We start from the raw sequence: 23,049 nt of genomic DNA, 5'->3' as shown, positions 1-23,049 counted from the left end.
GTGTTCGGGATGCGCCTCAGTCAGCAGGGGTGTCGTCGATGTGACGCCAACGCTCCGCCCCGCCCCGGTTCTGCAGGTAGTTCATCAGAGCGGCGACCGGCCGGACATCGTACTGGGTGTCGACGTTCCCCAGAAGCTGGGAGCAGGCGTCCTCGACCGAGAGGGCACCGCGGAAGGCCCTGGGGCTGACCATGCCGACGAACGCGTTGGCCACGGTGACGATGCGCGCCGTCAACAGGAGGTCGTCGCCGGACAATCCCTGGGGATAGCCGGTCCCGTCCGGGCGTTCCTGCAACTGACGGATGGTCTCGGCCACGGGCAGATCGAAGTGCACCGACCGCAGAAGCTCCGCCGTCTGCACCATGGAATCCCGAATGACCTTCTTCTCGTCCTCTGTCAGGGATTCGGTCTTGGTCAGGATGCTCTCGGGCACGAGGATCTTGCCCAGGTTCATCAGGTTGCCGGTGATGTCGACGGTCCGCACGGTCTGCTCCGGCTCTCCCATTTCGGTGGCGATGGCCACGGACAGTTCGGCCACCCGGTTGGAGTGATTGGCCGAATAGGGGTCGCGCCGGTCCACCAGACTGACCAGGGTGCCGACCAGATCGCGCATGGTGGCCTCGCGCTGGGCGCGTTCGGCCATCAGGTCGGTGATGTCCTCCAACACCATCAGCACGGATCGCGGATGATCGCGGTCGGCCGCCAGCGGGATGTGGTCGGATTTGATCATGCGTTCGGCGCCATCGCGTTCCAGCGCCTGAACCTCGCTGACAGGTTCATTGGTCAGGAACGCCCGGGCATTGAGATCCTTGAACAGGTTGGCGGCATGCGGTCCCATCACGTCCGTCATGGTCCGGCCGACGACCTGATCCGGGGTTAGCCCGGACCCCCAGGCCGCGCCAATGTTGGCAAAGGTGTAGCGACCGCTTTCATCCACCGCCGCGATGGCGGTGGGCTGGCCGTCCGTCACCACGCGGACGAACTTCATGAAGGACTGCAGGCGATCCGACGCGATTCTGTGGCTTGCGGCGATCTTGGCCAGACGAACCGAGGTTCCGTGCCGCCACAGCGCCAGTGCGCCGACAAGAACACCGCCAATCAGCAGCAGGAAGACAATCAGCAGCGACGTCAACCGGGCTTCGGAGGCGGCGAGGGCCTCTTCCTCCGTGATGGAATGGACGAGCAGCCAGTCCGTCCCGGGCACGGCGCGGCTGGTGTACAGGACTGATTTGCCGGCGTGATTGCGACCGAAACCGAACAGGCCGGGATCCTTGAACGCCTGCGCCGCAGCCAACCGTGGCGTTTCGATCGACAACGACTTGCCCATCGGCGGGGTGCCGTCCGACAGGGGGGTGATGTACTCGATCGAGCGGTCGCGGCGCCGGACCAGGAGGGTCTCGGTGGTTTCCCAGATGTTGCCGGGCTGAACCAGAAGCTCGAAGATGGTGCGGTCGAAGGGACGCAGCCCGACAACGAAGCCGATTTCGCCGCCGGCCGTTGCGTTTTGCTGAATGGCGTAGAGCGGCGCGGCGAATCCCAGCAGCGGCTCCCCGGTCGGACCCATCTGCGGCCCGAAGACGGCGGTCCGGCCCTCGGACGCGGTGGCCAGCATGGGGCCGAACCGTCCCGGCAGTTCGGGCATGAAATCGCTGCCCACGATCACGCCGCCGGCCGGATTCACAATGGCCAGCCCCGCGCTCGCCGGGGCCTCGATATTGGCGTCGACGCGGCCGGTTCGGCGGGTCGGAACGAACCCGGCCTGATCCGCCGTGGCGTTGAGCAGATTGCGGACGAAGTTGCCCTCGATCTGGTTAACATCGCCGGCCGTGTCGGCGACCAGATCCATGGCGTAGAGTTGCAGGCTGGCGTTGCTCGACAGCCTTGCGAGGACGGTCGTCTGCTCGTCAAGCCACTGGGCGACCGCGCCGGCGCGGCCGTCGGCCACGATTCCCAGGCGCACCTGCCAGTTCTGAATCTCGCGTTCACGCTCCGCGCCGACGAACGATAGCACCAGGGCCACGCCCACGACCGTGACCACGATCAGGGATGCCACCACGATCACCACGCCCCGCAAAGCCCTCCGATCACCGTCGGCCTGATCCGGGGCGTGGGCCGGGTCCGATCCAATGATCCCGCTGTCGTCGCTCATCGTTGGTTTCTTTCCGATCCGATGCGTCCCGCTTCTGAAGGATCGGGTGCCCCCCCGACACACAGCGAGACCATTGAGCCGATCAGCGTGTGTACCGCACGATCTGCGCGAGGCATGATGCCATGCCTTCGGGAGGCGGGCAACCCGGATGCCGGCTGGAGGGGCGCGCGGGCGGCCCGGACTTAATCCAAGCAGAGGCTGTTTGGATGTGTTAGAATCCGCACCTTGTCTCGGCGCGAAAAGGACGTGACAAGGATCTGTCACCAGTATCCGGACCCGTTCCGGACGGATGGTTGTGGGAAAGAAAGCCTGGACCCATGGCGCAACGGTCTCCGCCGTCATCGACTCTCGTGCTGGCCTTGCTTGCGGACGACCCGACGCCCATCCGAGCGCACCTGGAGGCGGCTGGCGTGCGCTATCGGGTGCTTGAGACGGCCGACCGCATGGCGGAGGTGGGGAAAGACCCCTTGCTGGTTTACCTGGACGAAACCGGTCTTGCGCTCCCGGCTCTGTCCGAGCGGGCCGCAGCGACGACGGCGGTGGTTCGTGGGCTGACGCCCGAGGGCGAGGAAGTGTTGATGCGCGCCGGCTTCGATGAAGTTATGGCGTTTGAGGATCTGACTTCGGTCGGTCTGGCGCGCGGGCTCAACCGGGCACGGGTCCGCCACGCCATGGCCCGCGATGCCGAAGGCGCGCGGCGCACGGCCTACGGCATCCTGGACCGGTTGCCCCTTGGCCTGATCCTGACCCGTCCGGACGGCCGGGTGGCGCATGCGAATGCCCCGGCCCGCCGCATCCTTCAGGATGGGCGAAACCTTGGCCGCACCCGCGACGGCTTCCTGGTCGCGGCCGACACAGGCGCGACGGCCCGACTGCGCGCGGCCATCGCGGCGGTGGCGACCGGTGACCCCGCCGCGCCCGAAGGTGCCATCGCCGTGACACCGGCCGATGGGGGCACCCCGGTTTCGGTCATTCTGGTGCCGGCCGGGCCAGCACATCCCGGTGCGGCCCTGTTCATTGCGGATCCCGAGGCTGGTTTTTCCATCAGCGACGAGCGTTTGATGAGTCTGTACGGCCTGACGCGCTCCGAGGCCCAGATCGTTGCCCGGCTGGCGCGCGGGCAGACGCTGGAGGAGATCGCGGCCGAGCGGGGGCAGCAGGTCACCACAATCCGTACGCAGGTGAAATCGGTGTTTCGCAAAACCAACACCCGACGCCAGTCGGACGTGATAAAGCTTGTGCTGTCCGGGCCGGCGGTGATCACCACGGGCGCAAGGGGGGACGAAACATCGGACGGGTCAGTCCTGTCCGGGTCATCCGGAAACGGACCGGCCGAGCGGGACCCGGTTTGGGGTCTCGGCTCCAGGGCGGATGAGGTTGGCTCTGTCTGAGGGCCAGTCGACGGCCCTACGAACCTTTGGTGGCGCATGGCAATGTTTGGAAAACGCAGCGGCGGCAAGGACACGGCTCCCAAAGCGGGAAAAGGGGCGACCGGCGCGCCCCCCGGCACGGGAGGGGATGCGCCGTCCGGCTCCTCTGGAACTGGCTGGACCGTGCGTCCCACTGCTCTTTCCACGGAGACGGCGGATCCCCTGCTGGCGGCCCTGTTGGCCCTGTGCCGTCTCCACGGCCGACCCCGGTCCGGGGTCTCGCTGACGGCCGGGCTGCCGCTGGAGGACAACCGGCTGACCCCGGACTTGTTTCCGGTGGCGGCCGCGCGCGCCAGACTGAGCGCCCGACTGGTCCGGCGCAGCTTCAGCGCCATTCCGAACCACCTGTTTCCCGTGGTTCTGCTCCTGAAGGGGCGGACCACCTACGTCGTTCTGCGCGAGGTCAAACGAGACCAGTTCGAGGTGCTGCTGCCGGAAACGCAAAGCGGCACGGAGATCGTCTCACGCCGCCAGATCGAGGAGCGGTACGAGGGCTACGCCATTCTGGCGCGGCCGGAAATCTCCTATCGCGGCCAGATGGACGAGCGCCGTGAAGAGCCGCACGGTCACTGGTTCTGGTCCACCCTGCGCAAAATGGCACCCGTCTACTCCTATGTGATCCTGGCGGCCATCATGGTCAACGTTTTCGCGCTGGCGGGCCCATTGTTCACGATGAACGTGTATGATCGTGTGGTGCCCAACCAAGCCCTCGAAACCCTGTGGGTTCTTGCCAGCGGCATCATAATTGTATACGTGTTCGATTTCGCCCTTAAGCTGCTGCGAGCTTACCTGATTGATCACACCGGAAAGCGCGCCGATGTGGTCATGTCGTCGATTATTTTCGGCCATGCCATGAACGTGCGCATGGGAGCCCGCCCCGCCTCGTCGGGCGCTTTCGCCAATAAGCTGAAGGAGTTCGAGGCGGTGCGGGACTTCTTCACCTCTGCCACCGTCGTGGCGTTGGTGGACATTCCGTTCATCTTTCTGTTCATCGCCGTGATTTATCTGCTGGCCGGGCCGGCCGCCTATGTGCCGCTGATCGCGGTGCCCGTGGTGATCATCGGGGGCCTGCTGCTGCAGGCGCCGTTGCGCCAAGCGGTGCGCAAGAACGTGGAGGGGAATGCCCACAAGCACGGCGTTCTGGTCGAGGCCATCTCGGCCCTCGACACCATCAAGAGCCTGGGGGCAGAGGGGCGCATGCAGCGCGACTGGGACGCCTTCAGCGGGGAATCCGCCAGTCTCGGCGCCCGCGTCAAGTTCCTGACCGGCATCGGCGTTCACTATGCGGCGCTGATTCAGCAGGTGGTGACGGTCTGCGTCGTGATCGTCGGCGTCTATCTGATCTCCAACAACGAACTGACCATGGGCGGTCTGATCGCCAGCACCATCCTGACCGGGCGTGTCATGGCCCCGTTGGGACAGGTGGCCGGGCTGGTCTCGCGGTTGCACCACGCCGCGTCGGCCCGCAAGTCGATCGACGAGATCATGGCCCTGCCGGTGGACCGGCCCCGCGGCAAGCAGTTTCTCAGCCGTCCGGCGGCGGCCGGGCGCATCGAACTGCAGAACGTGACCTTCACGTATCCCGGAAGCCAGACACCGGCCTTGCGCAACGTCAGCTTCGCCGTGGATCCCGGCCAACGTTTCGTCATCATGGGGCCGGTCGGGTCCGGCAAGTCCACCATTGCCCGTCTTCTGACGCGGTTGTACGACCCCACCGAAGGGTCGGTGCAGATCGACGGCGCCGATATCCAGCAGATCGATCCGGCGGATATTCGCCGCACCGCCGGCGTCATCCTCCAGGACATCGTTCTGTTCACCGGCACCGTGCGGGAGAACATCGCCATGGGCGCGCCGGAGGCCGACGATGCCATGATTGTCCGGGCGGCGGAGTTGTCGGGCGCGCACGAGTTCATCAGCCGGCATCCGATGGGATATGACATGCCCGTGGGCGAACGGGGCTCGTTCCTGTCCGGCGGCCAGCGACAGGCCGTCGCCCTGGCCCGCGCCCTGCTGCCGGATCCGCCCATCCTGGTGCTGGACGAGCCCACCAGCATGATGGACATGGCAGCCGAGGAGGCCTTCGTGAAGCGGCTGGGGTCGTCGCTGAAGGACAAGGCGCTCATCATCATCACGCACCGTCCGTCGCTTCTGAGTCTCGCCGACAGGCTGCTTCTGCTGCGCCGGGGCGAGGTGGTGGCCGACGGGCCGGTCAAGGACGTGCTGCCGGCGCTGATGCGCGCGGGCGGCGGCGCCGGTGCCGGCGGGCTTGGCGGGATTGCGGCTGCCGGTCGGCCGGGGGGCCGCGCCGTCAAGGGACGCATTGATGCGAGTCGGAAAGGTGCGGGTCAGGGCCAGCCGGCCCCGCGGCAAGGGAGCGGGCCTCCACCGCCGGGACCGGTCGCGCCTGCCGACCCTGCCGCGTCCACGCGCGCGCTTCCGGGTCGGCGCGGCCGGCCGGAGGACGGAGAGAGCGCTGGGCATGACGACAGCGCGGCGGGGGGGCAACGATCACCTTTCGAGGCCCTGGATCGGGTGTTGTCGCCGGAGCTTGAGCCCTTGGACTCCCGGAATGATGCCAGCGAGGGGACAGACGCCGCCCGGGATTCGGCGGGGACCGGCAAGCGGGTGCCAGACGGGAGGAAACGATGAGCGCGTCCTGGCGCGATCTCCGGTATGCGCGTCACCGGGTTCAGGCGGAGACCATCGGGCCGAGCCGGCTGGCCTATGTCGTGGTGGTCCTGGTGGCGGCGTTCTTCGTGATTGCCGTCCTGTGGGCGAAGTACACCGTGATCGATGAGGTGACCCGGGGTGAGGGCCGCGTGATTCCCTCGTCCAAGATTCAGGTCATCCAGAACCTGGAGGGCGGGATCGTCAAGGAAATGCTGGTCCAGCCCGGCGAGCTGGTGGAACCGGGTCAGGTTCTCATGCGGTTGGCCGCCGTCGGCTTCGGTTCGGATCTGGGCGAGTTGGAGGCCCGGCGCCGGACCCTGACCGCTCGGATCGCCCGTCTGACCGCCGAGGCCGTGGGTACCGAGTTGCGCATGCCGGCCGAACTCGCGGCGCAGGATCCCAACGGTGTCCGCGCCGAACGCGAGTTGATGCGGAGCCGGCGTGAAAGCCTGGAGATTCAGATCTCAATTCTGGAAGACCAAGTCGCGCAGCGTCGCCAGGAGCTTCTGGAACTGGAACACAAGGTGGAGCAGGCGCGGGAAAGCCTGAGCCTCATCAACGAGGAAATCTCCATCACCCGCCCCCTGGTGAATAGCGGCGTTGTGCCACGGATCGACCTTCTGCGGCTGCGCCGCGAGGCGAACGACCTGGAGGGCGAGATCGAGGCATCGGAACTGGCGATTCCGCGTGCCGAGGCCGCCATGAAAGAGGCCTCACAGCGGATCGAGGAGAAATATCTGGCCTTTCGGACCGAGGCACAGACCGAACTGAACGAGGCCCGGGCCGAACTGGCCTCCGTCCAGGAGCGCCTGACCGCCGCCCAGGACCGAGTTCAGCGCACGGAGATCCGCTCGCCGGTGCGCGGTGTCGTCAAGACTCTGCATGTGCGGACCATCGGCGGCGTCATCCGGCCGGGCATGGATATCATGGAAATCGTGCCGGTCGACGATACCTTGCTGGTCGAGGCCCGGATCCGGCCTTCGGACATCGGCTTTCTGCGTCCCGGGCTGGAGGCGATGATCAAGTTCACTGCCTATGATTTTTCCATTTACGGGGGGCTTCGCGGCACACTGGAGTCGATCAGCGCCGACTCCATCGTCGATGAAAAGACCGATGAAAGCTATTTCCTAGTGACCCTGCGCACAGACGAAAACAAGCTGACGCGGAAAGGTGAGGAGTTGCCGTTGATGCCGGGCATGGTCGCCAGTGTGGATATCCTGACCGGCAAACGCTCGATCCTCGACTACTTGTTGAAGCCGATCCTGAAGACGCAGTCCCGGGCCCTGACGGAGCGCTAGATATGTCGGTTGTCCGCACGATCCAACGCCGGCTTATGGGGCTCGCCGCCCTGGCGCTCCTGCAGCCGGCTCTGGCGGCGGGGCCGGCTCTGGCGGCGGGACCGGCGCTGGCGGGCGAGGGTGTCCGTCTGGACGATCTGGGCGCCGTGTCCGTGCATGCGGCCGACTTGTCCGCGTTTCCCCTATGGAGAGATGCGCTGGCGGCATTCGAGTCATGGCTGCCGGAGGCGATGGCCTGCCTGGAGGCGCGGTGCGGCGATCTTTCCCTTGTCGAAACGGTTTGGTTGAACCACGTTCGGGGCCTTACACTGCTGCCGCCCGATGCGCAGGCCCGCCGCGTCGTCGGGTTTCTCCGCGATCTGCTGCAGGAACAGCCGGACCCGCCAGCGTCCTCGCGCTCCGGACCCTGGCCGGCCATGCCGGATATTCTGGCCGGGTCCGACCGTGGCGGATTGGCCCTCGCCCTGGCGCGCTACTACTCCCTGCGCGCGGCGGGGCTGGACCCCAAGGCTCTGCGTCTGGTGATGGCGCGCGACACGCTGACACTAGAGACGACCCACGTTGTGCTGGTCGAAACGGCCGCGCATCGCATCGCCATGACACGCTATGGCATGGAAGACCTGGATCGGGGTGGTCGGCTGAGCTTCGTTCCATTGTACGCGGTCAATCATGCGGGTCGATGGGTTTATTTCCCAAAGCCGGCGTTGGCGGATGATCCCGCGTCTTCGGGATCCGACTGATGGACCGGCCCCCGTTTCTGTGACGCGAAGGACACCACGGATGACCGACGCCAAACCCTCCACCGGCGGGTTCCCCGCAATGGCCGAGCAGGACCCGGCCCGCGCGTCCGACGGGGGCACCGTCGGGCCGCCGACCCAATCCGGGCCGCGGCGCTGGGTGATCGGGTTGGCGGTCGTCGTCGGCGCTCTGGTGCTGTCCATCGGTCTGGTTCTCACACAGGCGGCCATGAACGCCGAGCGGATCCGCCTGGAAGAGGGCGCGCGCGCGCGCGCGCAGGCCGTCCTGAGCGGGCGGCTGGACCGTCTGTCGGACTGGCTCGACAGTCGCCGCGAGAGCCTGTCCGCGCTGGCGGGTGGGGAGGCGCTAAGGATCATCGCCACGGAACTGCACACCGCCCGACTGGAGGACCGGGACGCGGAGGTGTCCAGCGAACTGGGCTTCCTGCGTGCGGCGCTGGAGCGTCAGGCAAACGCCTTCGGCGCTGCGGGTCTGATCCTGGCCCATCCCGACGGCGTGCCTTGGTTGGTGGCCGGAAAGGCTGGCGGCGCGCTGGCCGACCGGAGGGGCGACGGCATCGCGGAGGCCTTGCACGAGGGTGGCGCGGTGGTTGCCGCCGACGTCGGCGGATCATCGGACGCGGTCGATGCCCTGGTTCCCGTCTTTTCCCTGCAACAACCGGATCAGGTGGTGGGGCTGATCATCGGGCGGTTTCCGATCACGGAGTTGATCGAGGCGCTGGAGCAGCCCGGCGCCCTGGCCCTGCCCGGAGAGCGGGTCTCGGTCGTCTGGTCGGGAGAGAGCGGCCTCAATCCGGGTCAGTCGGGCGGTGAAGGGGCTGTCATGTCCTTGACCCACGCTCCAAAGGGCCTGCCCTGGGCGTTGCGGTACTCCCGGCCCCGGAAGGCCTATCTGACCGAAAGCCGGGCCACCGGTCTGGCCGGCCAGTTCGTTTCCGCCGCGGCGGCCGTCACGGCCGTCATGCTGATTATGGGGGTGGCCTGGCGTCAGGGCACGCAGAGCAACCGCGCCATGGCGGACCAGTACCGGCGGTTCGCCGATCACATGGCGGCGGAGCATCAGATCCTGGACACCATCGTCGATGGCATCACCGAATACCTGTTCATGATCGACAGCCGGGGTCGGGTTCAGCGTGCCAACGCGGCCGCCCGCACCCTGCTCGGAGTCTCCGCCGATGGGCTGACGGGCCGGACGCTCGCCGACATCTTCGATGACCCCGAGGTTCCGGTCCTTCTGTTGGACCGCACGCCGGAAGGACGTCGGTCGGCGCCCGTGGAATGCGGGTTGGCCGGCGAACGGCGCTGGATCACGGCGGTGCGCAATCGACTGCCGCCAATCGACACGGCCGATGAACGGTGGGTGGTGCTGGTCCAGGACATCACCGACGTCATGCGGGAACGCATCCGCTTGGAGGACCAGCAGAAGACCGTGATCCGGGCTCTGGGGCGGACGGTGTCGGCGGCCGATCCCTATCTGGCGGACCAGGCGGCCCGGTTGGAATGGATCGCGGGCCTGATCGCCGACGAGATGGGAGTCGGCGGTGAGGCGCGTCAGACCATCGAACTGACCGCGCAGGTCTCGCAGATCGGCAAGCTGTTCGTGCCGCGCGATCTTCTGACCAAGGTGGAGCGGTTGACGGACGAAGAGCGTCTGGTCATCCAGTCCCATATCCGCCACGCCAGCACCCTGCTGGACCAATTGAATACCGCACTTCCGATCACGCGCACCCTGCTGGAGGTGACGGAACGGCTGGACGGCTCGGGGTATCCCAACGGTCTGACGGAAGAGGAACTCAGTCTGCCCGGCCGCATCCTGGCCGTTGCCGACGTGTTCAGCGCGCGCACGGCCCGACGGTCCTACCGGTCGGGCGCGACACCGAAGGATATCCTGGAAATCCTGAAAAAGATGCCGGATCGGTACGACGAAGACGTCGTCGCCGCCCTTTCGCGGATCGTCGAATCGGGTCGGTACTAGAGAGAAACAACGCCGCTGGGCGCACTCGACCGCCGCGTTACCGACCCCGACGGACGTCCTGCCACTCGTTTCATCGCCCAGGGTCGGCGACGTCAGTGCCGGACGACGCCGACACGACCCGGCGCGCCGGAAAGGTCAGGGTGACGGTGGTGCCGGCGCTGACGGTGCTGTCAAGGGCGATGGTGCCGCCGTGCAACTCGATCAGCGACTTGACCAGCGCAAGTCCCAGGCCGGTGCCCGGTTCAGTGGTCTCCCGGGTCAAGGTGGACTGGTGGAACGGCTCCAGCACCCTGGACAGTTCGTTGGGCGGAATGCCAATGCCGGTGTCCCGGACCTCGAGGGTGGCGCTTCCGTCTTCCCGGCGGGCCAGTTCGACCGTGATTCGACCGCCGGCCTGGGTGAACTTCAGGGCGTTCGAGACCAGATTGATGACCATCTGCTTGAACGCCCGCACGTCAAAGCAGAGTTCGCTGATCGACTCGTCCACGATAACGTCCAGCGCAAGACTGCGTTGCTCGGCGCGGCGGATCATCATCGACATCGCGGAGTCCAGGGCGTCGTGCGGCTGGAAGCGGCTTTCCTCCAAGGTCAGGCGACCGGACTCGACCTTCGCCATGTCCAGGACATCGTTGATAATTGCCAGCAGATATTCGCCGCTGAGGCGGATATCGCGGACATATTCGGTGTATTGGTGCTGGCCGACCGGTCCGAAAACCTGGTGTTCCATCATTTCGGAGAAGCCAATGATGGCGTTGAGCGGCGTGCGCAATTCGTGGCTCATGCGGGCCAGGAAGGTGGACTTTGCGACACTCGCCTGCTCGGCCAGTTCGCGGGCCTCGCGCAGGTCGCGCTCGCGCGCGATCCGGTCGGAGACGTCCTCCAGGACGGCCACGAGATGGGTCGGGGCGCCGGCGCCGTCGCGCACGGGCGCGATGGCGACCTGAGCCCAGAACGCCCCGCCCAGTTTGGTGAACAGGCACAGCAGGCCGTGGAATCGTTCCTCGTCAGGGCTGGCGTCCGCCAGACGGGCTGCCATGTCGCCGAGATCGGGCTGGCCATGGTTCTCGCCCTGAAGGAAGCGGCAGTTGCGACCGGTCGCCTCTTTTTGGGTATAGCCGGTCATGCGCTCGAACGCCGGATTGCAGTAGACGATGGGCTGATCGCCATCGGCCCGGACAATCAGGATGCCGTTGGCGGCGGCGTCCAGGGCGCGGGTCCGCAATCGCAGGACATCCTCGATCTGCCGGTGTTCCGTCACATCGGTGTTGGTGCCGCGGAATCCCCGCAGCCGTCCCTCGTCGTCGAAAATCGGCAGCCCGCTGGATGCCAGCCGAACCAGGGCGCCGTCCTTCGTTCGGGCCCAGGTTTCCAAGGTCTTGAAGGCCTCGCCGGTCGCGGCGGCGGTCTGCAATGCCGCCTCAAAGCGTTCCGCGTCGTTCTCGATCAGGAAATCGCGCGGCGGTCGTCCCAACAACTCGCGGGGTTGTAGCCCCAGGTTGGCGAAGACCCGGCCGGACACATATGTTAGCAGGCCGTCGCGGTCGATCTCCCACACCCAGTCCGACATGGACTCGACAATATCGCGGAAGCGCCGTTCGGAGGTCCTCAGCCGCTCCTGCAGGCGGTGCGTGTCGGTGAGGTCGTAGGTCACACCCAGCAGACGCAGGGGCGCGCCCGACGCATCGCGCACCGTGTGGGCGAATGCCTTGAGGTGCCGGACCTCTCCGGTCGGCCAGACGACCCGGAAACTGGTGTCAAGCAAGTCGCTATCGGTGATGGCCGCTTGAACCTCCGCTTCGGCGCGAGCGCGGTCGTCTGGGTGGACCCGCTCGGCCCACAGATCGTATCCTCCGACCGGCCGTGCCGCGCCAAAGCCGTACAGAGCGTACATGCGCGCGTCCCAGATCAGCGCCTGCGTTTGCAGATCCAGCTCCCACACCCCGATTCCGGCCGATTCGACCGCGATCCGGAAACGTTCATTCAGGCGCTGGATTTCCTGCCGGGCCTGATAGATTTCGGTCACGTCCCGGAAGACCAGCACCACTCCCTGTATGGCGCCGTTCGGCGTGCGGATCGGCGCGGCGCTGTCGGCAATCTGCCGGTCCGTTCCATCGCGGGCCGTAAGGACCGTGTCGTTGCCCAGTTCAACCGGCTGGCCGCTGGCCAGAACGGCCTGAACCGGGCTTTCGACGGGCGTTCCGGTGCCGGCATTGCGGATGATGAACACCTCATCAAGCGGCCGGCCGGTCGCCTCCGCCGACGTCCATCCGGTCATCGTCTCGGCCACCGGATTCATCTGCGTCACCCGGCCGTCCGGGTCGGTGGTGACGACGGCATCGCCGATGGACAGCAGGGTGGCCCGCAAGCGCTCCTCGCTGGCCGCCAGCTTTCCCTGATGGGCCAGGATGTCGCGATCCGTCCGGCGCAGAATCGTGGACAGAGCCGCCAGGAGCGTGCCCAGGATCAGCACCGTGGCCGCGATGATACCGCCCGCCAGCCAGCGGAAGTCCGTGAGTGCGCCGGTGACGTCGCGGGCGATGACGAGGCGCCCGATCACCGTGCCGTCGGCGTCCCGGTACGGCAGGCTCAGGGCGTGCCATTGCGACGAGTCCGTCTGAAGCCGTTCAAAGACCTCTCCGGGCTCGTCCGGAGCCCCGGCCTCGCCGGTGTGGGTCAGTCTGGGGACGAGTCGCTCCACCTCCGCCCGTGAGGAATACACCAGCACATGCGCCGGGAACCGGCTCCAGTCGGCCGACCGGCCCAGCATGGCCATGCCAACCTCCCAGTCCTCGCGGCGCAGGCGGACCTTGTCGATCAGGATGGCGAGATCAATCTGGTCGATGGTGTGCGCGTGGTCCAGGGCGTCATAGATCTCACGGCCCAGTTCCACGAATCCGATCCGTTTTCCCTCGTTCGTCACCGGGCGCACCACCCGGAGCGTCAGGGTGCCCAGCGGCCCGAGTTCCACCCCCCACGCCGGTGCGTCTGTCCGCGCTGCTTTCTGGCGGGTGAAGCGGGCGATGAGATCGCCATGGCGATCCGGTTGGTGCAGGCGCAGCAGGTTCACGCCATCGGGCAAGTGGATACTGAAATGATTGATGTCATGGTGGTCTCTCAGGGACCGGTACAGCGGGTCGAAAAGCGCCTGAAGGGCGTCCTGATCCTGGTCGATCAGCAGAGGCTTCATGATCGGGGAGCGCGTGATCGAATCGATCAGCATTTCAAGGCCGTCGGCCTGAAGCTCCAGGGTGGCGCGCAGGTCGTCCTGGGTGTCCGAGAACATGTGCCGGGTTTCGGCGTCCAGCGATTCCTTGCGGGCCGTCACCAGAACGCCGCCCAGCAGGGTCACCAGCAGGCTGAGCAGAATCGACAGGGGCGGCAGCAAACGACGCCACACCCGCGCCGCTCCCTCTCGGCCCGGTCGCCCGTTCCGTGGTGCAGGCGACGGACTGGCGTCGCCCCGTTCGCTGTCCCCTCCGGTCAAGCCCCGTACTCCACCCGTTCCCGGCGCCTCGGTCAGGGGCACGGCGCCCTTTCTGCCCCGATCCCGGGGGCAGCCCCTTTTTCGGTGATCGTACAATACCGTCAAGGGAGCCGAGGGAAAATATTGCTTCGTCGGCCGGGCCGGTTGGGTTCATCGTTTGGCGGGGGCGCCGGGCAGCTTGCCCAGGCGGCGCCAGACCGTCCGCTGCTCGGTCGGGCTCATGCGCGTCCAGCGGCGGATTTCCTCAAGGGTTCGCCCACAGCCTGCGCACGTCTGGCCGGTCGCGTCGAGCCGACAGACGGAGACGCAGGGCGAGGGCACGGGATCGTCGTCCGGTTCGGTCATGTCAGGCACACATCCGTCTCAGCAGCCGCCGTCCTCGATGGCCTTCAGGTCTTTCAGGGACGCCCGCAGGCCCATGATGCCGAAGTCTTGGATGACCTCCTCGGCGACGCCGTTGGCGTGATAGCGCAACTGGAGTTCGTATTCGGGCAGGCTGCCCGCACTGTCAGGGGCGAAGAAGCTGAGCACAAGGCGCCAGGACGGCCCCTTGAGGAGCGGATGATCAGGGAGTTCCGATATCTCGCCGGCCGGCACTGCCTGCGTCAGGACGGCCGTGGCCAACGTCGGCCCCTCGGGATCGGAGCCGTCGAACATGGGGGCCGTGAAAATCCGCTGTCCGTCGTGGGCGGCCTGCAGAATGGCGAGGGTGTGCCGCATCGGCAGCAGAACGTCCGGCGCGAGCTCAAGCGTGCTGTCGTCCGGCTTGGAGAAGGTGACCACGCCGCCCCGCCCATCATCGTTCGTGCGCACGCGTCCGTCGATGATCTGATCGACGGTGCCGTTGTTTTCCGAGCGCACGCGGAAGCGGTATTGATCGCCCTCCTTGCTCTCCCACGAGACAAGGGACCATTCGGTGTGAACGGGGGCCCCATAAGAGTAATACAGGTCGAGCGTGGTCCGGCTCTCCATGGTCCAGCCGTCGCATGTATCCACGAACCGGTAGTGCATGTCGCCCCGGGCATCGACGATCGTGCTGCCGGGGGCGCGACTCATCAGCCTGAGTTCGTATCGCGCCTCGTGCGGCGCCAACGGGAACCCCCGCGTGGCATCCTCGGCCGCCGCCAACTTCGCGCCCCCTGTCGTCCCGAGTCCGATCAGCGCCGCCAGCAGGCTGGAGAGCAGCGCGGCAAGGCGATGTCGGGCCGGGGCGGTCGGTCGCGGGGTTACGCTTGCACCGGGGGTCATCATGCCAGGGTTCTCCTGCTTCGTTGGAGTCATCGACCGAAGAGTGGGCGCGCCGCTCAGGCGTCCATGTCTCCAATGTGGGCCGGCCCATCCGCGAAGTCCAAGGAAGAGTGAGGCTTTGCCGGCCGAGCCTCCGGACGCCAAGAAAAAACCGGCGGTGCGTGGGGGAACGCACCGCCGGTCGGGGGACGGAAGAACGCGGGTAGGACGCCTTCTTCTTCTCATCACGCTAGAGATCCTGGGGTGACGCGCATCTTTCTCGTTTATGAAAAAACGTTCATATAAGGCCGACGACGGCACGGATCGTCGGTCCCACAGGGCGTCGCGCCGGGTGTTTGCGAGAGGTCGGTCCTGATCCCTCTTGACATTGGCGCGGTGGGCAGACCGGATCCGGGCCCGGATCCGAGCTGGGAGACAACACCATGTCCGACGAACCCGTGGTCATTCTTGGGGCTGGTGGCCCCGTCGGTCTTCATCTGGCCCGCCTGATGATCGACCGGGGCCGACGGGTGCGCGTGGTCGGGCGGTCGGAGGAGCGGATGACCGCCGTCTTCACCGGCCTGGGCGTGGAGATCGCGCCCGCCGATCTATCCCGGACGGAGGACGCCGCCCGCGTGATGGACGGGGCCTCCTTGGCGTTTGTTTGCGTCGGCATGCCGGTTCGCGATCTGGGCGCGCTTCCCGGCGTGGCCCGGACCATCGCCGAGGCGGCGGGGCGCACCGGAACGCGACTCGTTCAGGTGTCCAACGTCTGGTCTTACCTGCCCGTGCGCGACGCGGACCTGCCGTTGACGGAGATGCACGCCCGCGCGCGTGGCCCCCAGCCGGCCCGCCTGCGACGGGAGGCGGAGGACATTCTGGAGCAGACCGGGGCCTGTATCGCTCACCTGCCCGACTTCTACGGCCCGGATGTGGTCAACAGCCCCGCCCAGAAGGCCATGGGGGATGCCTTGAAGACGCGCCGGGTCAGTTGGATGGGCCGCCGGGACCTGCCACGGCCCTATGCCTATCTGCCGGACGCCGTGCGCATGGTGGCCGATCTGGCCGCCTATCCGGAGGCGTACGGTCAGCGTTGGCTGATTCCGGGCAACGGCGATTTGACCGGGCGCGATCTGGGCTGGATGTGCGAACGGTCCATCGGCCGCGCCGTCGCGGTGTACACCTACGGCCGGGTCAAGTTGACCTTCGCGGCGTCGATGAACGCCGACCTGCGCGACTTTCTGCCGATGGTGCCGTCCTACATGAAACCGATGTCGTTCGACACCGGCAAGCTGGAAGGCTTGATGGGGCCGCAGTCGCTGACCCCACACGAGGTGTCGATCAAGGCGACCCTGACATGGCTTGCCGCGAGGGCGGTCTGAGACCGGCCGTCGAATGAGTTGATTTCATTCGATGGCCGGCCGGCGCGCCTCTGGCGTCGCTTCGCGACGCCGATTCAAGGATGGCCGCCCTTTGGGCGGCCGGCGCGGCGAGAAAAACAAAGACTCAACACCGCCGGCTGGGCGTCGTGAAGGCCGGACGAGTCAATCCTATCGTCGGGCTGTATGACGCGGGTGCGGCGCGCCGGCGCGGACCCCGGCCGGGCCGCGATTCGGTGGTCTCGGGGCTTGTCAAGAGCGTCCTGACGCGGTAGAACGCCGCCCATCAACCCCACACGCGGGAGCGCGGCCCGGGCACCGTTCGGACAAAAGCGAACGGAGCCGACGGGTCGTTCCGGTGTCGGCATGGCGGCGCACAGGCGTGTTTCTCCGTGACGGCTCAAGTCCCGCGGCGGCCTAACCGGAAAAGACAAGGACTTCCGATCATGACCATGCCGTCCTTCACCATGCGCCAGCTCATCGAGGCAGGCTGCCATTTCGGCCACAACACCCGTCGCTGGAACCCCAAGATGGCGCCGTACCTGTTCGGGGTTCGCGACAACGTTCACATCATTGACCTGCAACAGACCGTTCCCATGCTGCACCGTTCCATGGAGGCGGTGCGCGAGGTGGTGGCCGGCGGCGGCCGTGTGCTGTTCGTGGGCACCAAGCGTCAGGCGCAGGAGATCGTGGCCGAGAACGCCCGTCGTTGCGGCCAGTATTTCGTCAATCACCGCTGGCTCGGCGGCATGCTGACGAACTGGAAAACCATCTCGCACTCCATCAAGCGGTTGCGCGAGCTGGAGGAGAAGCTGGAGTCAGGTGAACTGTCGGCCCTGACCAAGAAGGAACTGCTCAACCTGAACCGCGAGAAGGACAAGCTCGACCTTGCCCTGGGCGGCATCAAGGAAATGGGCGGCCTGCCCGACATCCTGTTCATCATCGACACGGTCAAGGAAGATCTGGCCGTCAGTGAGGCCAACAAGCTGGGCATTCCGGTGGTCGCGGTGCTGGACAGCAACAGCGATCCCAAGGGTGTGACCTACCCGATTCCGGGCAACGACGACGCCATTCGGGCGATCCAGACCTATTGTGAGTTGATCAGCGGCGCGGCGCTGGATGGCATTCATGCCGAGATGAGCGCCGCCGGCGTGGACCTGGGCGCCATGGAGACGCCGACCGAACCCGAGGTGGGCAGCACGGAGGCGCCTGAAACGCCGGAACAGCCCGCGTCCGAGCAGGCCGCCGCCGGCTGATCCGGACGGCCCGGACCCGATGATGGCGGCGACCCCGGTTGCCGCCATTGTCATGATGGTGGCCCGTGTGCGCCGCCGCGCGGAATACCCGAACGATTTGCCCGGGCGGCGGCGCCGGGATGGTCCGCCGCCCGCCCATCGCCAGTGAAGAGGAAGAATCATGGCCGAGATCACCGCCTCCATGGTGAAGGACCTGCGCGAACAGACCGGCGCGGGCATGATGGATTGCAAGAAGGCGCTTAACGAATCCGGCGGTGACATGGATGCCGCCGTCGACTGGCTGCGCAAGAAGGGACTCGCTGCCGCCGCCAAGAAGGCCGGCCGGGTTGCCGCCGAGGGACTGGTTGCGGTCAAGACCGACGGCCGGCGCGGCGCCGTTGTGGAGTTGAACGCCGAAACCGATTTCGTCGCCCGCAACGACACCTTCCAGGGTCTTGTCGAGACTCTGGGCGACCTCGTCCTGAGCGAGGGTGACGATCTCGACGCGTTGCGCGGCAAGGCCTTCCCCGGCTCCGGTCGCACCGTGGGCGAGGAGCTGACCCATCAGGTCGCCACAATCGGGGAGAATATGAACCTGCGCCGCGCGGCGGTGTTGGAGGTCGGCGCCGGGATCGTGGCGGGGTACGTCCACAACGCCGTTCGTCCGGGGCTGGGCCGCATCGGCGTTCTGGTGGCGCTGGAGTCCGAAGGTGACGCGGCGCGTCTTGGTGAACTGGGCAAGAACCTGGCCATGCACGTGGCCGCCGCCGCGCCGCAGTACCTGAACCGGGACGAGGTGGACACGGCCGCTCTGGACCGCGAGCGCGCCGTGTTGACCGAGCAGGCCCGCGATTCGGGCAAGCCCGAGAACATCATCGAAAAGATGGTCGAGGGGCGTCTGCGCAAGTACTACGAGGAGATCTGTCTGCTCGATCAGACCTATGTGATGGACAACGAAACCAAGGTGGCCAAGGTGGTCGAGGCCGCCGCCAAGGATATCGGCGCACCGGTGACGTTGAGCGCTTTCGTCCGCTTCAATCTGGGTGAGGGCATCGAGAAGGAAGAGAAGGACTTCGCCGAGGAGGTCGCGCAGCAGCTCAACAAGTAGGGCAGGGGCGCGGACGCGCGCTTCGGATCGGATGGGACGGACACGGACAGGCAAGGACGGTGCGATGACGAAACCCGAAACCCTGACGACGTCCGCTCCGTCCGCCGACGACCCGGATGGAGACGTCGCGTGTGTCCCGGATCCGGCTGCGCGTTCATTCCGCCGTGTGCTGGTGAAGCTGTCCGGCGAGGGGCTGATGGGCGATCAAGGGTACGGGATCGACCTCGAAACGGTTGGTCGCGTGGCCCGGGAGATCAAGGAGGTCAACGACACCGGCGTTGAACTCTGTCTGGTGATCGGCGGCGGCAACATCTTCCGCGGCATGGCCCAGGCCGCCAAGGGCATGGACCGGACCAGCGCGGATTACATGGGAATGCTGGCCACCGTGATGAACGCGCTGGCGGTCCAGAACTTCCTGGAGGCCATCGGGGTGCCCACGCGTGTGCAGTCCGCCATTCCTATGGATACCGTGTGCGAACCCTTCAACCGCCGGCAGGCCGTTCAGCATCTGGACATGGGACGGGTGGTGATCTTCGCCGCCGGTACCGGCAATCCCTTCTTCACCACGGATACTGCCGCCGCGCTGCGGGCGGTGGAAATGAACTGCGATGCCCTGCTGAAGGCCACCCAGGTGGACGGTGTTTACGACTCCGACCCGAAAACCAATCCCGGCGCAAAGCGCTACGCTACCCTGACCTACGGTGAAATGCTGCGCCAGGACCTGCGGGTCATGGATACCTCGGCGATTGCCTTGGCGCGGGACAATGGGATACCAATCCTGGTGTTCTCGTTGGGCGAGGCGGGAGCATTGGGAACTGTTCTGCGCGGCGCCGGGCGGTATACGATCATTCGCGAGGAGACCTGACGTGAGCGACAAACCAGCGGATTTCCCGGCCCTTAAAAAGGACCTCAAGCATCGGATGGACAGTACGCTGGATGTCCTGAAGAAGGAATTCGCGGGTCTGCGCACCGGTCGGGCGCACGCCAGCTTGCTGGACCCGGTGATGGTGGACGCCTACGGGTCGAGCATGCCGCTCAATCAGGTGGCCAACGTCAACGTGCCGGAACCGCGCATGCTGACCGTTCAGGTCTGGGACCGCTCCATGGCCAAGGCGGTGGAAAAGGCCATCCGGGACGCCGGACTGGGCCTCAATCCGGCATCCGAGGGTCAGACCATCCGCGTGCCCATTCCGCCCCTGAACGAGGAACGCCGGGCCGAACTGACCAAGGTGGCCGGCAAGTACGCCGAACATGCCCGCGTCGCTATCCGCAACGTCCGTCGCGATGGCATGGACCATCTGAAGCGGATGGAAAAGGACGGGACCATCTCGCAGGACGAACACAAGAAGCACGGCACCGAGGTGCAGACGCTGACGGACGATGCGATCAAGCACGTCGATGACGCCCTGCATCACAAGGAACAGGAAATCATGCAGGTCTGATCGGGCGTTTGCCCCGACCTTTTCGCGTTGCCGCCTGAACCGGCCGATCCGGGGCGGCTCAGGCGTGGTCCCCGGGACGCGCTTCTGTTTGTGCGCAACCCCATTGGTCTGGACACCGGTATGTCCCATCTTCCCGCCCCCTCCGATGACACGCCCCCGCCACCGCTTCATGTCGCGGTCATCATGGATGGCAACGGGCGGTGGGCGCAGGCGCGGGGATTGCCCCGGGTCGCCGGGCACCGCCGGGGCGCCGAGGCGGTGCGGGCTTGTGTCAAGGGCGCCGCGCGCCACGGCGTGACGCACCTCACCCTGTTTGCGTTTTCCTCCGAGAATTGGCGCCGGCCGCGCGACGAGGTCAGCGCGCTGATGGGCCTGTTGCGCCTGTACCTGCGCAACGAGGTGGCCGAACTTGCCCGCGAGGGTGTGTGTGTCCGCATGATCGGGGAGCGCACCCGGATCGACGCCGACATTCTGGACCTGATTAACGACGCAGAACAGCGCACGGCCGGCAACAGCCGCCTGATTCTGACCGTTGCCCTGAACTACGGCGGTCGCGCGGAAATCGCGCGCGCGGCCCGCCGCCTGGCCACGGCCGCCGCCGCCGGTCACCTGGACCCGGACAGCATCGACGAGGACCGTCTGGGCGCCGAACTGTACGCCCCCGATCTGCCCGACCCGGACCTGCTGATCCGCACCAGCGGCGAACAGCGCATCAGCAATTTCCTGCTGTGGCAACTCGCCTATGCCGAAATGGTCTTTCTCGATGTGGCGTGGCCCGATTTCACCGAGGATCACTTGGCGGGCGCCCTGGTGGACTTCCACCAACGCGACCGGCGCTACGGCGCTCTGTCCGGATAGGAGGGCGTCGCCCCATGAAGGACACGGGCCGGCGCGACCTTCTGCGCAAACGGGTTATGTCGGGCTTGGTCCTGGCAAGCGCCGTTGTTCTGGTGGTCGTACTTGGATGGCCTTGGTTCGACGTCCTGGTGGCTCTGTGCGCGGCCGTCATGGCGTGGGAGTGGAGCACGGTCTGTTGCGGCCGGCGAGGGCTGGCGGGGAGCCTGCTGATCGCCATGGTCGCGACGGCGCCTCTTCTCGTGGTTCCGTTCGGGGGCTGGGCGCTGCTGCCGGTGCTCCTGGGGATGCTGCCGGCGCTGTACCGCGTCAAGGCTGATCGCCGGCGTCCGCTGTGGATCGCCGCCGGAAGTCTCTATATCGGCCTGCCCAGCATCGCCCTCGCCTGGATCCATCTGGACACCGGCTGGGAGACGGTTCTGTGGCTGTTCCTGGTCGTGTGGACCACGGACACCGCAGCGTATGTCGTGGGGAGCAGGGTCGGAGGCCCGTTGTTGTGGCCCCGTCTCAGCCCGCGAAAGACCTGGGCCGGGTTGATCGGTGGCCTGGCCTTCGCCACGGTGGTCGGTGTCCTGGCGGGATGGCTGTTGGGTGCGGCCTCGCCGGGAATCGTTTTGGTGCTGGCCCTTGGTCTGAGCATTGTGTCACAAGGTGGCGATCTGCTGGAATCGGCGTTCAAGCGTCGGTTCCGCGTCAAGGACAGTGGCGGCCTGATTCCGGGGCACGGCGGCCTGCTCGACCGGGCCGACGGCCTGATCGCGGCAACACCGGTGGCGGCGCTGGCCATCATCCTCATGCAGGGGGGACTGACAACGTGGTAAGCAAACCCGGCGGGGAAAAGGACGGACCCCGCACCGTGACCGTTTTGGGCTCAACCGGGTCGATCGGGACCAACACGCTGGATCTGATCGCGCGCGATCCCGACCGGTACAGCGTCGAGGCCCTGACCGCCAACGGCAACGTCGAGGCGCTGGCTGAGCAGGCGCGGCGGTTCGGCGCGCGCATGGCGGTTGTCGCCGACCCGGCCCGCTACGGTGACCTGAAGGCGGCCCTGTCCGGAAGCGGTGTCGAGGCCGCCGCCGGCCCCGAGGCCCTGTGTGAGGCCGCCGCCCGTCCGGCCGACTGGGTCATGGCCGCCATCGTCGGCGCCGCCGGCCTGGAACCCACGCTGGAGGCGGTGCGGCGCGGCGCCACGGTGGCGCTGGCCAACAAGGAATGCCTGGTCTGCGCCGGCACGCTGTTCATGGCGGCGGTCGCCGAACACGGCGCCACCCTGCTGCCGGTGGACAGTGAGCACAACGCCATCTTCCAGGTGTTCGACTTCGAGCAGAAGAGCCGGGTCGAACGCATCATCCTGACCGCATCCGGCGGTCCGTTCCGCACCTGGACCCGCGAGGCGATGGCCGCAGTCACGCCGGAACAGGCGGTGGCCCATCCCAACTGGTCGATGGGCGCCAAGATTTCAGTCGATTCCGCCACCATGATGAACAAGGGCCTGGAGTTCATCGAGGCGCACCACATCTTCGCCATGCCGCCGGAAAAAATCGAGATTCTGGTCCATCCACAGTCCGTCATTCACTCCATGGTGGCCTACGAGGACGGCTCGGTTCTGGCCCAGCTCGGGACCCCCGACATGCGCACGCCGATCGCCTTCACGCTGGGCTGGCCCCACCGCATGGCGGCGCCGACGGCCCGGCTTGACCTGGGCCGTATCGGCACGCTTCAGTTCGAAACCCCGGACCACGACCGCTTCCCGGCGCTGACGCTGGTCCGGGACGTCTTGAAGGCCGGTGGCGCCTGCCCAACTGTTCTGAATGCCGCAAACGAGGTTGCGGTGGCCGCGTTCCTCGGGCGCCGGATCGGGTTCCTGGACATCGCCGCGCTCGTCGACCGCACCGTGGAGCGTGTCGCCGTACCGGCCCCCGTGAGCCTGGAGGACGTTCTGGCCGCCGACCAAGAGGCACGGGCCGTATGCACCGGCCTTGTCGGGGATCTGGCGGCCTGACCCCGGACCATCCTTTCTGATCGCGAAAGACACC

Annotated in this window: 17 protein-coding genes; 13 read left to right on the top strand and 4 right to left on the bottom strand. The window is 66.7% G+C overall.

The genetic code is table 11. From position 1 onward, the window contains the following. Window positions 1-16 precede the first annotated feature (16 nt). Window positions 17-2,149, bottom strand: a complete 2,133-nt coding sequence (locus BLS85_RS14620; RefSeq protein WP_176793773.1) for an HD domain-containing phosphohydrolase — start codon at window positions 2,147-2,149, stop codon at window positions 17-19. A 317-nt stretch (window positions 2,150-2,466) separates the two neighbouring features. On the opposite strand from BLS85_RS14620, the gene BLS85_RS14615 reads away from it, so the two are divergent. From BLS85_RS14615 to BLS85_RS14595, 5 genes are all read left to right on the top strand, one after another. After that, the gene (locus BLS85_RS14615; RefSeq protein WP_092787472.1) at window positions 2,467-3,540 is read left to right on the top strand and encodes a helix-turn-helix transcriptional regulator; all 1,074 of its coding nucleotides are present in this window, start codon (window positions 2,467-2,469) and stop codon (window positions 3,538-3,540) included. A gap of 162 nt (window positions 3,541-3,702) precedes the next feature. Further along, the gene (locus tag BLS85_RS14610; RefSeq protein ID WP_218128443.1) at window positions 3,703-6,228 is read left to right on the top strand and encodes a type I secretion system permease/ATPase; all 2,526 of its coding nucleotides are present in this window, start codon (window positions 3,703-3,705) and stop codon (window positions 6,226-6,228) included. Continuing rightward, window positions 6,225-7,547 (top strand): HlyD family type I secretion periplasmic adaptor subunit, encoded by a 1,323-nt coding sequence (locus BLS85_RS14605; RefSeq protein ID WP_092787470.1) that lies wholly within the window; start codon window positions 6,225-6,227, stop codon window positions 7,545-7,547. Before BLS85_RS14610 ends, BLS85_RS14605 begins: the two co-directional genes overlap by 4 nt. 2 nt (window positions 7,548-7,549) lie before the next feature. After that, on the top strand, window positions 7,550-8,287 hold the full coding sequence (locus BLS85_RS14600) for a hypothetical protein (protein ID WP_092787469.1): 738 nt from the start codon (window positions 7,550-7,552) through the stop codon (window positions 8,285-8,287). A gap of 40 nt (window positions 8,288-8,327) precedes the next feature. Next, on the top strand, window positions 8,328-10,280 hold the full coding sequence (locus tag BLS85_RS14595; RefSeq protein WP_176793771.1) for an HD domain-containing phosphohydrolase: 1,953 nt from the start codon (window positions 8,328-8,330) through the stop codon (window positions 10,278-10,280). Window positions 10,281-10,350: 70 nt separating this feature from the next. On the opposite strand, the gene BLS85_RS14590 is transcribed toward BLS85_RS14595, so the two are convergent. The 3 genes from BLS85_RS14590 to BLS85_RS14580 all read right to left on the bottom strand — a co-directional run bounded on the left by BLS85_RS14590 (window position 10,351) and on the right by BLS85_RS14580 (window position 15,015). Next, window positions 10,351-13,677, bottom strand: a complete 3,327-nt coding sequence (locus BLS85_RS14590; RefSeq protein WP_092787467.1) for a PAS domain S-box protein — start codon at window positions 13,675-13,677, stop codon at window positions 10,351-10,353. Window positions 13,678-13,914: 237 nt separating this feature from the next. Then, window positions 13,915-14,109: a DUF1289 domain-containing protein gene (locus BLS85_RS14585; RefSeq protein WP_092787466.1), complete on the bottom strand. Its 195-nt coding sequence runs from the start codon at window positions 14,107-14,109 to the stop codon at window positions 13,915-13,917. Window positions 14,110-14,127: 18 nt separating this feature from the next. Then, the gene (locus BLS85_RS14580) at window positions 14,128-15,015 is read right to left on the bottom strand and encodes an EipB family protein (protein WP_176793769.1); all 888 of its coding nucleotides are present in this window, start codon (window positions 15,013-15,015) and stop codon (window positions 14,128-14,130) included. A gap of 419 nt (window positions 15,016-15,434) precedes the next feature. On the opposite strand from BLS85_RS14580, the gene BLS85_RS14575 reads away from it, so the two are divergent. From BLS85_RS14575 to BLS85_RS14540, 8 genes are all read left to right on the top strand, one after another. Then, window positions 15,435-16,373, top strand: coding sequence for an NAD(P)H-binding protein (locus BLS85_RS14575; RefSeq protein WP_092787464.1), 939 nt, complete (start codon window positions 15,435-15,437; stop codon window positions 16,371-16,373). A gap of 443 nt (window positions 16,374-16,816) precedes the next feature. After that, the gene (gene rpsB / locus BLS85_RS14570) at window positions 16,817-17,626 is read left to right on the top strand and encodes a 30S ribosomal protein S2 (RefSeq protein WP_092787463.1); all 810 of its coding nucleotides are present in this window, start codon (window positions 16,817-16,819) and stop codon (window positions 17,624-17,626) included. 160 nt (window positions 17,627-17,786) lie between these two features. Next, window positions 17,787-18,713: a translation elongation factor Ts gene (gene tsf, locus BLS85_RS14565; RefSeq protein ID WP_092787462.1), complete on the top strand. Its 927-nt coding sequence runs from the start codon at window positions 17,787-17,789 to the stop codon at window positions 18,711-18,713. Between the two features lie 64 nt (window positions 18,714-18,777). After that, a complete protein-coding gene (pyrH, locus tag BLS85_RS14560) occupies window positions 18,778-19,578 on the top strand; it encodes a UMP kinase (protein WP_092787461.1) in 801 nt (266 codons plus the stop codon). A 55-nt stretch (window positions 19,579-19,633) separates the two neighbouring features. Further along, entirely contained in the window at window positions 19,634-20,155 is a 522-nt protein-coding gene (frr, locus tag BLS85_RS14555; protein WP_218128445.1) for a ribosome recycling factor, read from the top strand. 120 nt (window positions 20,156-20,275) lie between these two features. Continuing rightward, window positions 20,276-21,013 carry an isoprenyl transferase gene (locus tag BLS85_RS14550; RefSeq protein WP_092787459.1) on the top strand — a complete coding sequence of 246 codons (738 nt, stop codon included), beginning with the start codon at window positions 20,276-20,278 and terminating at the stop codon, window positions 21,011-21,013. A gap of 14 nt (window positions 21,014-21,027) precedes the next feature. Continuing rightward, window positions 21,028-21,831, top strand: a complete 804-nt coding sequence (locus BLS85_RS14545) for a phosphatidate cytidylyltransferase (RefSeq protein WP_092787458.1) — start codon at window positions 21,028-21,030, stop codon at window positions 21,829-21,831. Continuing rightward, a complete protein-coding gene (locus BLS85_RS14540) occupies window positions 21,825-23,015 on the top strand; it encodes a 1-deoxy-D-xylulose-5-phosphate reductoisomerase (protein ID WP_092787457.1) in 1,191 nt (396 codons plus the stop codon). The genes BLS85_RS14545 and BLS85_RS14540 overlap by 7 nt, the downstream gene beginning before the upstream one ends. Window positions 23,016-23,049 lie beyond the last annotated feature (34 nt).

The sequence above is a fragment of the Rhodospira trueperi genome (assembly GCF_900101965.1).
GTDB lineage: Bacteria > Pseudomonadota > Alphaproteobacteria > Rhodospirillales > Rhodospirillaceae > Rhodospira > Rhodospira trueperi.
Note: the sequence above shows the minus strand (reverse complement) of the source record. Positions and strands in the feature narration are given on the sequence as shown.

What these genes read in the sequence shown, in the direction of transcription:
- BLS85_RS14620 (WP_176793773.1), bottom strand. Translation starts at nt 2,149, where the DNA reads ATGAGCGACGACAGCGGGATCATTGGATCGGACCCGGCCCACGCCCCG.
- frr (WP_218128445.1), top strand. Translation starts at nt 19,634, where the DNA reads ATGGACAGTACGCTGGATGTCCTGAAGAAGGAATTCGCGGGTCTGCGC.
- BLS85_RS14545 (WP_092787458.1), top strand. Translation starts at nt 21,028, where the DNA reads ATGAAGGACACGGGCCGGCGCGACCTTCTGCGCAAACGGGTTATGTCG.
- BLS85_RS14550 (WP_092787459.1), top strand. Translation starts at nt 20,276, where the DNA reads ATGTCCCATCTTCCCGCCCCCTCCGATGACACGCCCCCGCCACCGCTT.
- pyrH (WP_092787461.1), top strand. Translation starts at nt 18,778, where the DNA reads ATGACGAAACCCGAAACCCTGACGACGTCCGCTCCGTCCGCCGACGAC.
- BLS85_RS14575 (WP_092787464.1), top strand. Translation starts at nt 15,435, where the DNA reads ATGTCCGACGAACCCGTGGTCATTCTTGGGGCTGGTGGCCCCGTCGGT.
- BLS85_RS14595 (WP_176793771.1), top strand. Translation starts at nt 8,328, where the DNA reads ATGACCGACGCCAAACCCTCCACCGGCGGGTTCCCCGCAATGGCCGAG.
- BLS85_RS14605 (WP_092787470.1), top strand. Translation starts at nt 6,225, where the DNA reads ATGAGCGCGTCCTGGCGCGATCTCCGGTATGCGCGTCACCGGGTTCAG.
- BLS85_RS14615 (WP_092787472.1), top strand. Translation starts at nt 2,467, where the DNA reads ATGGCGCAACGGTCTCCGCCGTCATCGACTCTCGTGCTGGCCTTGCTT.
- BLS85_RS14600 (WP_092787469.1), top strand. Translation starts at nt 7,550, where the DNA reads ATGTCGGTTGTCCGCACGATCCAACGCCGGCTTATGGGGCTCGCCGCC.
- rpsB (WP_092787463.1), top strand. Translation starts at nt 16,817, where the DNA reads ATGACCATGCCGTCCTTCACCATGCGCCAGCTCATCGAGGCAGGCTGC.
- BLS85_RS14580 (WP_176793769.1), bottom strand. Translation starts at nt 15,015, where the DNA reads ATGATGACCCCCGGTGCAAGCGTAACCCCGCGACCGACCGCCCCGGCC.
- BLS85_RS14585 (WP_092787466.1), bottom strand. Translation starts at nt 14,109, where the DNA reads ATGACCGAACCGGACGACGATCCCGTGCCCTCGCCCTGCGTCTCCGTC.
- tsf (WP_092787462.1), top strand. Translation starts at nt 17,787, where the DNA reads ATGGCCGAGATCACCGCCTCCATGGTGAAGGACCTGCGCGAACAGACC.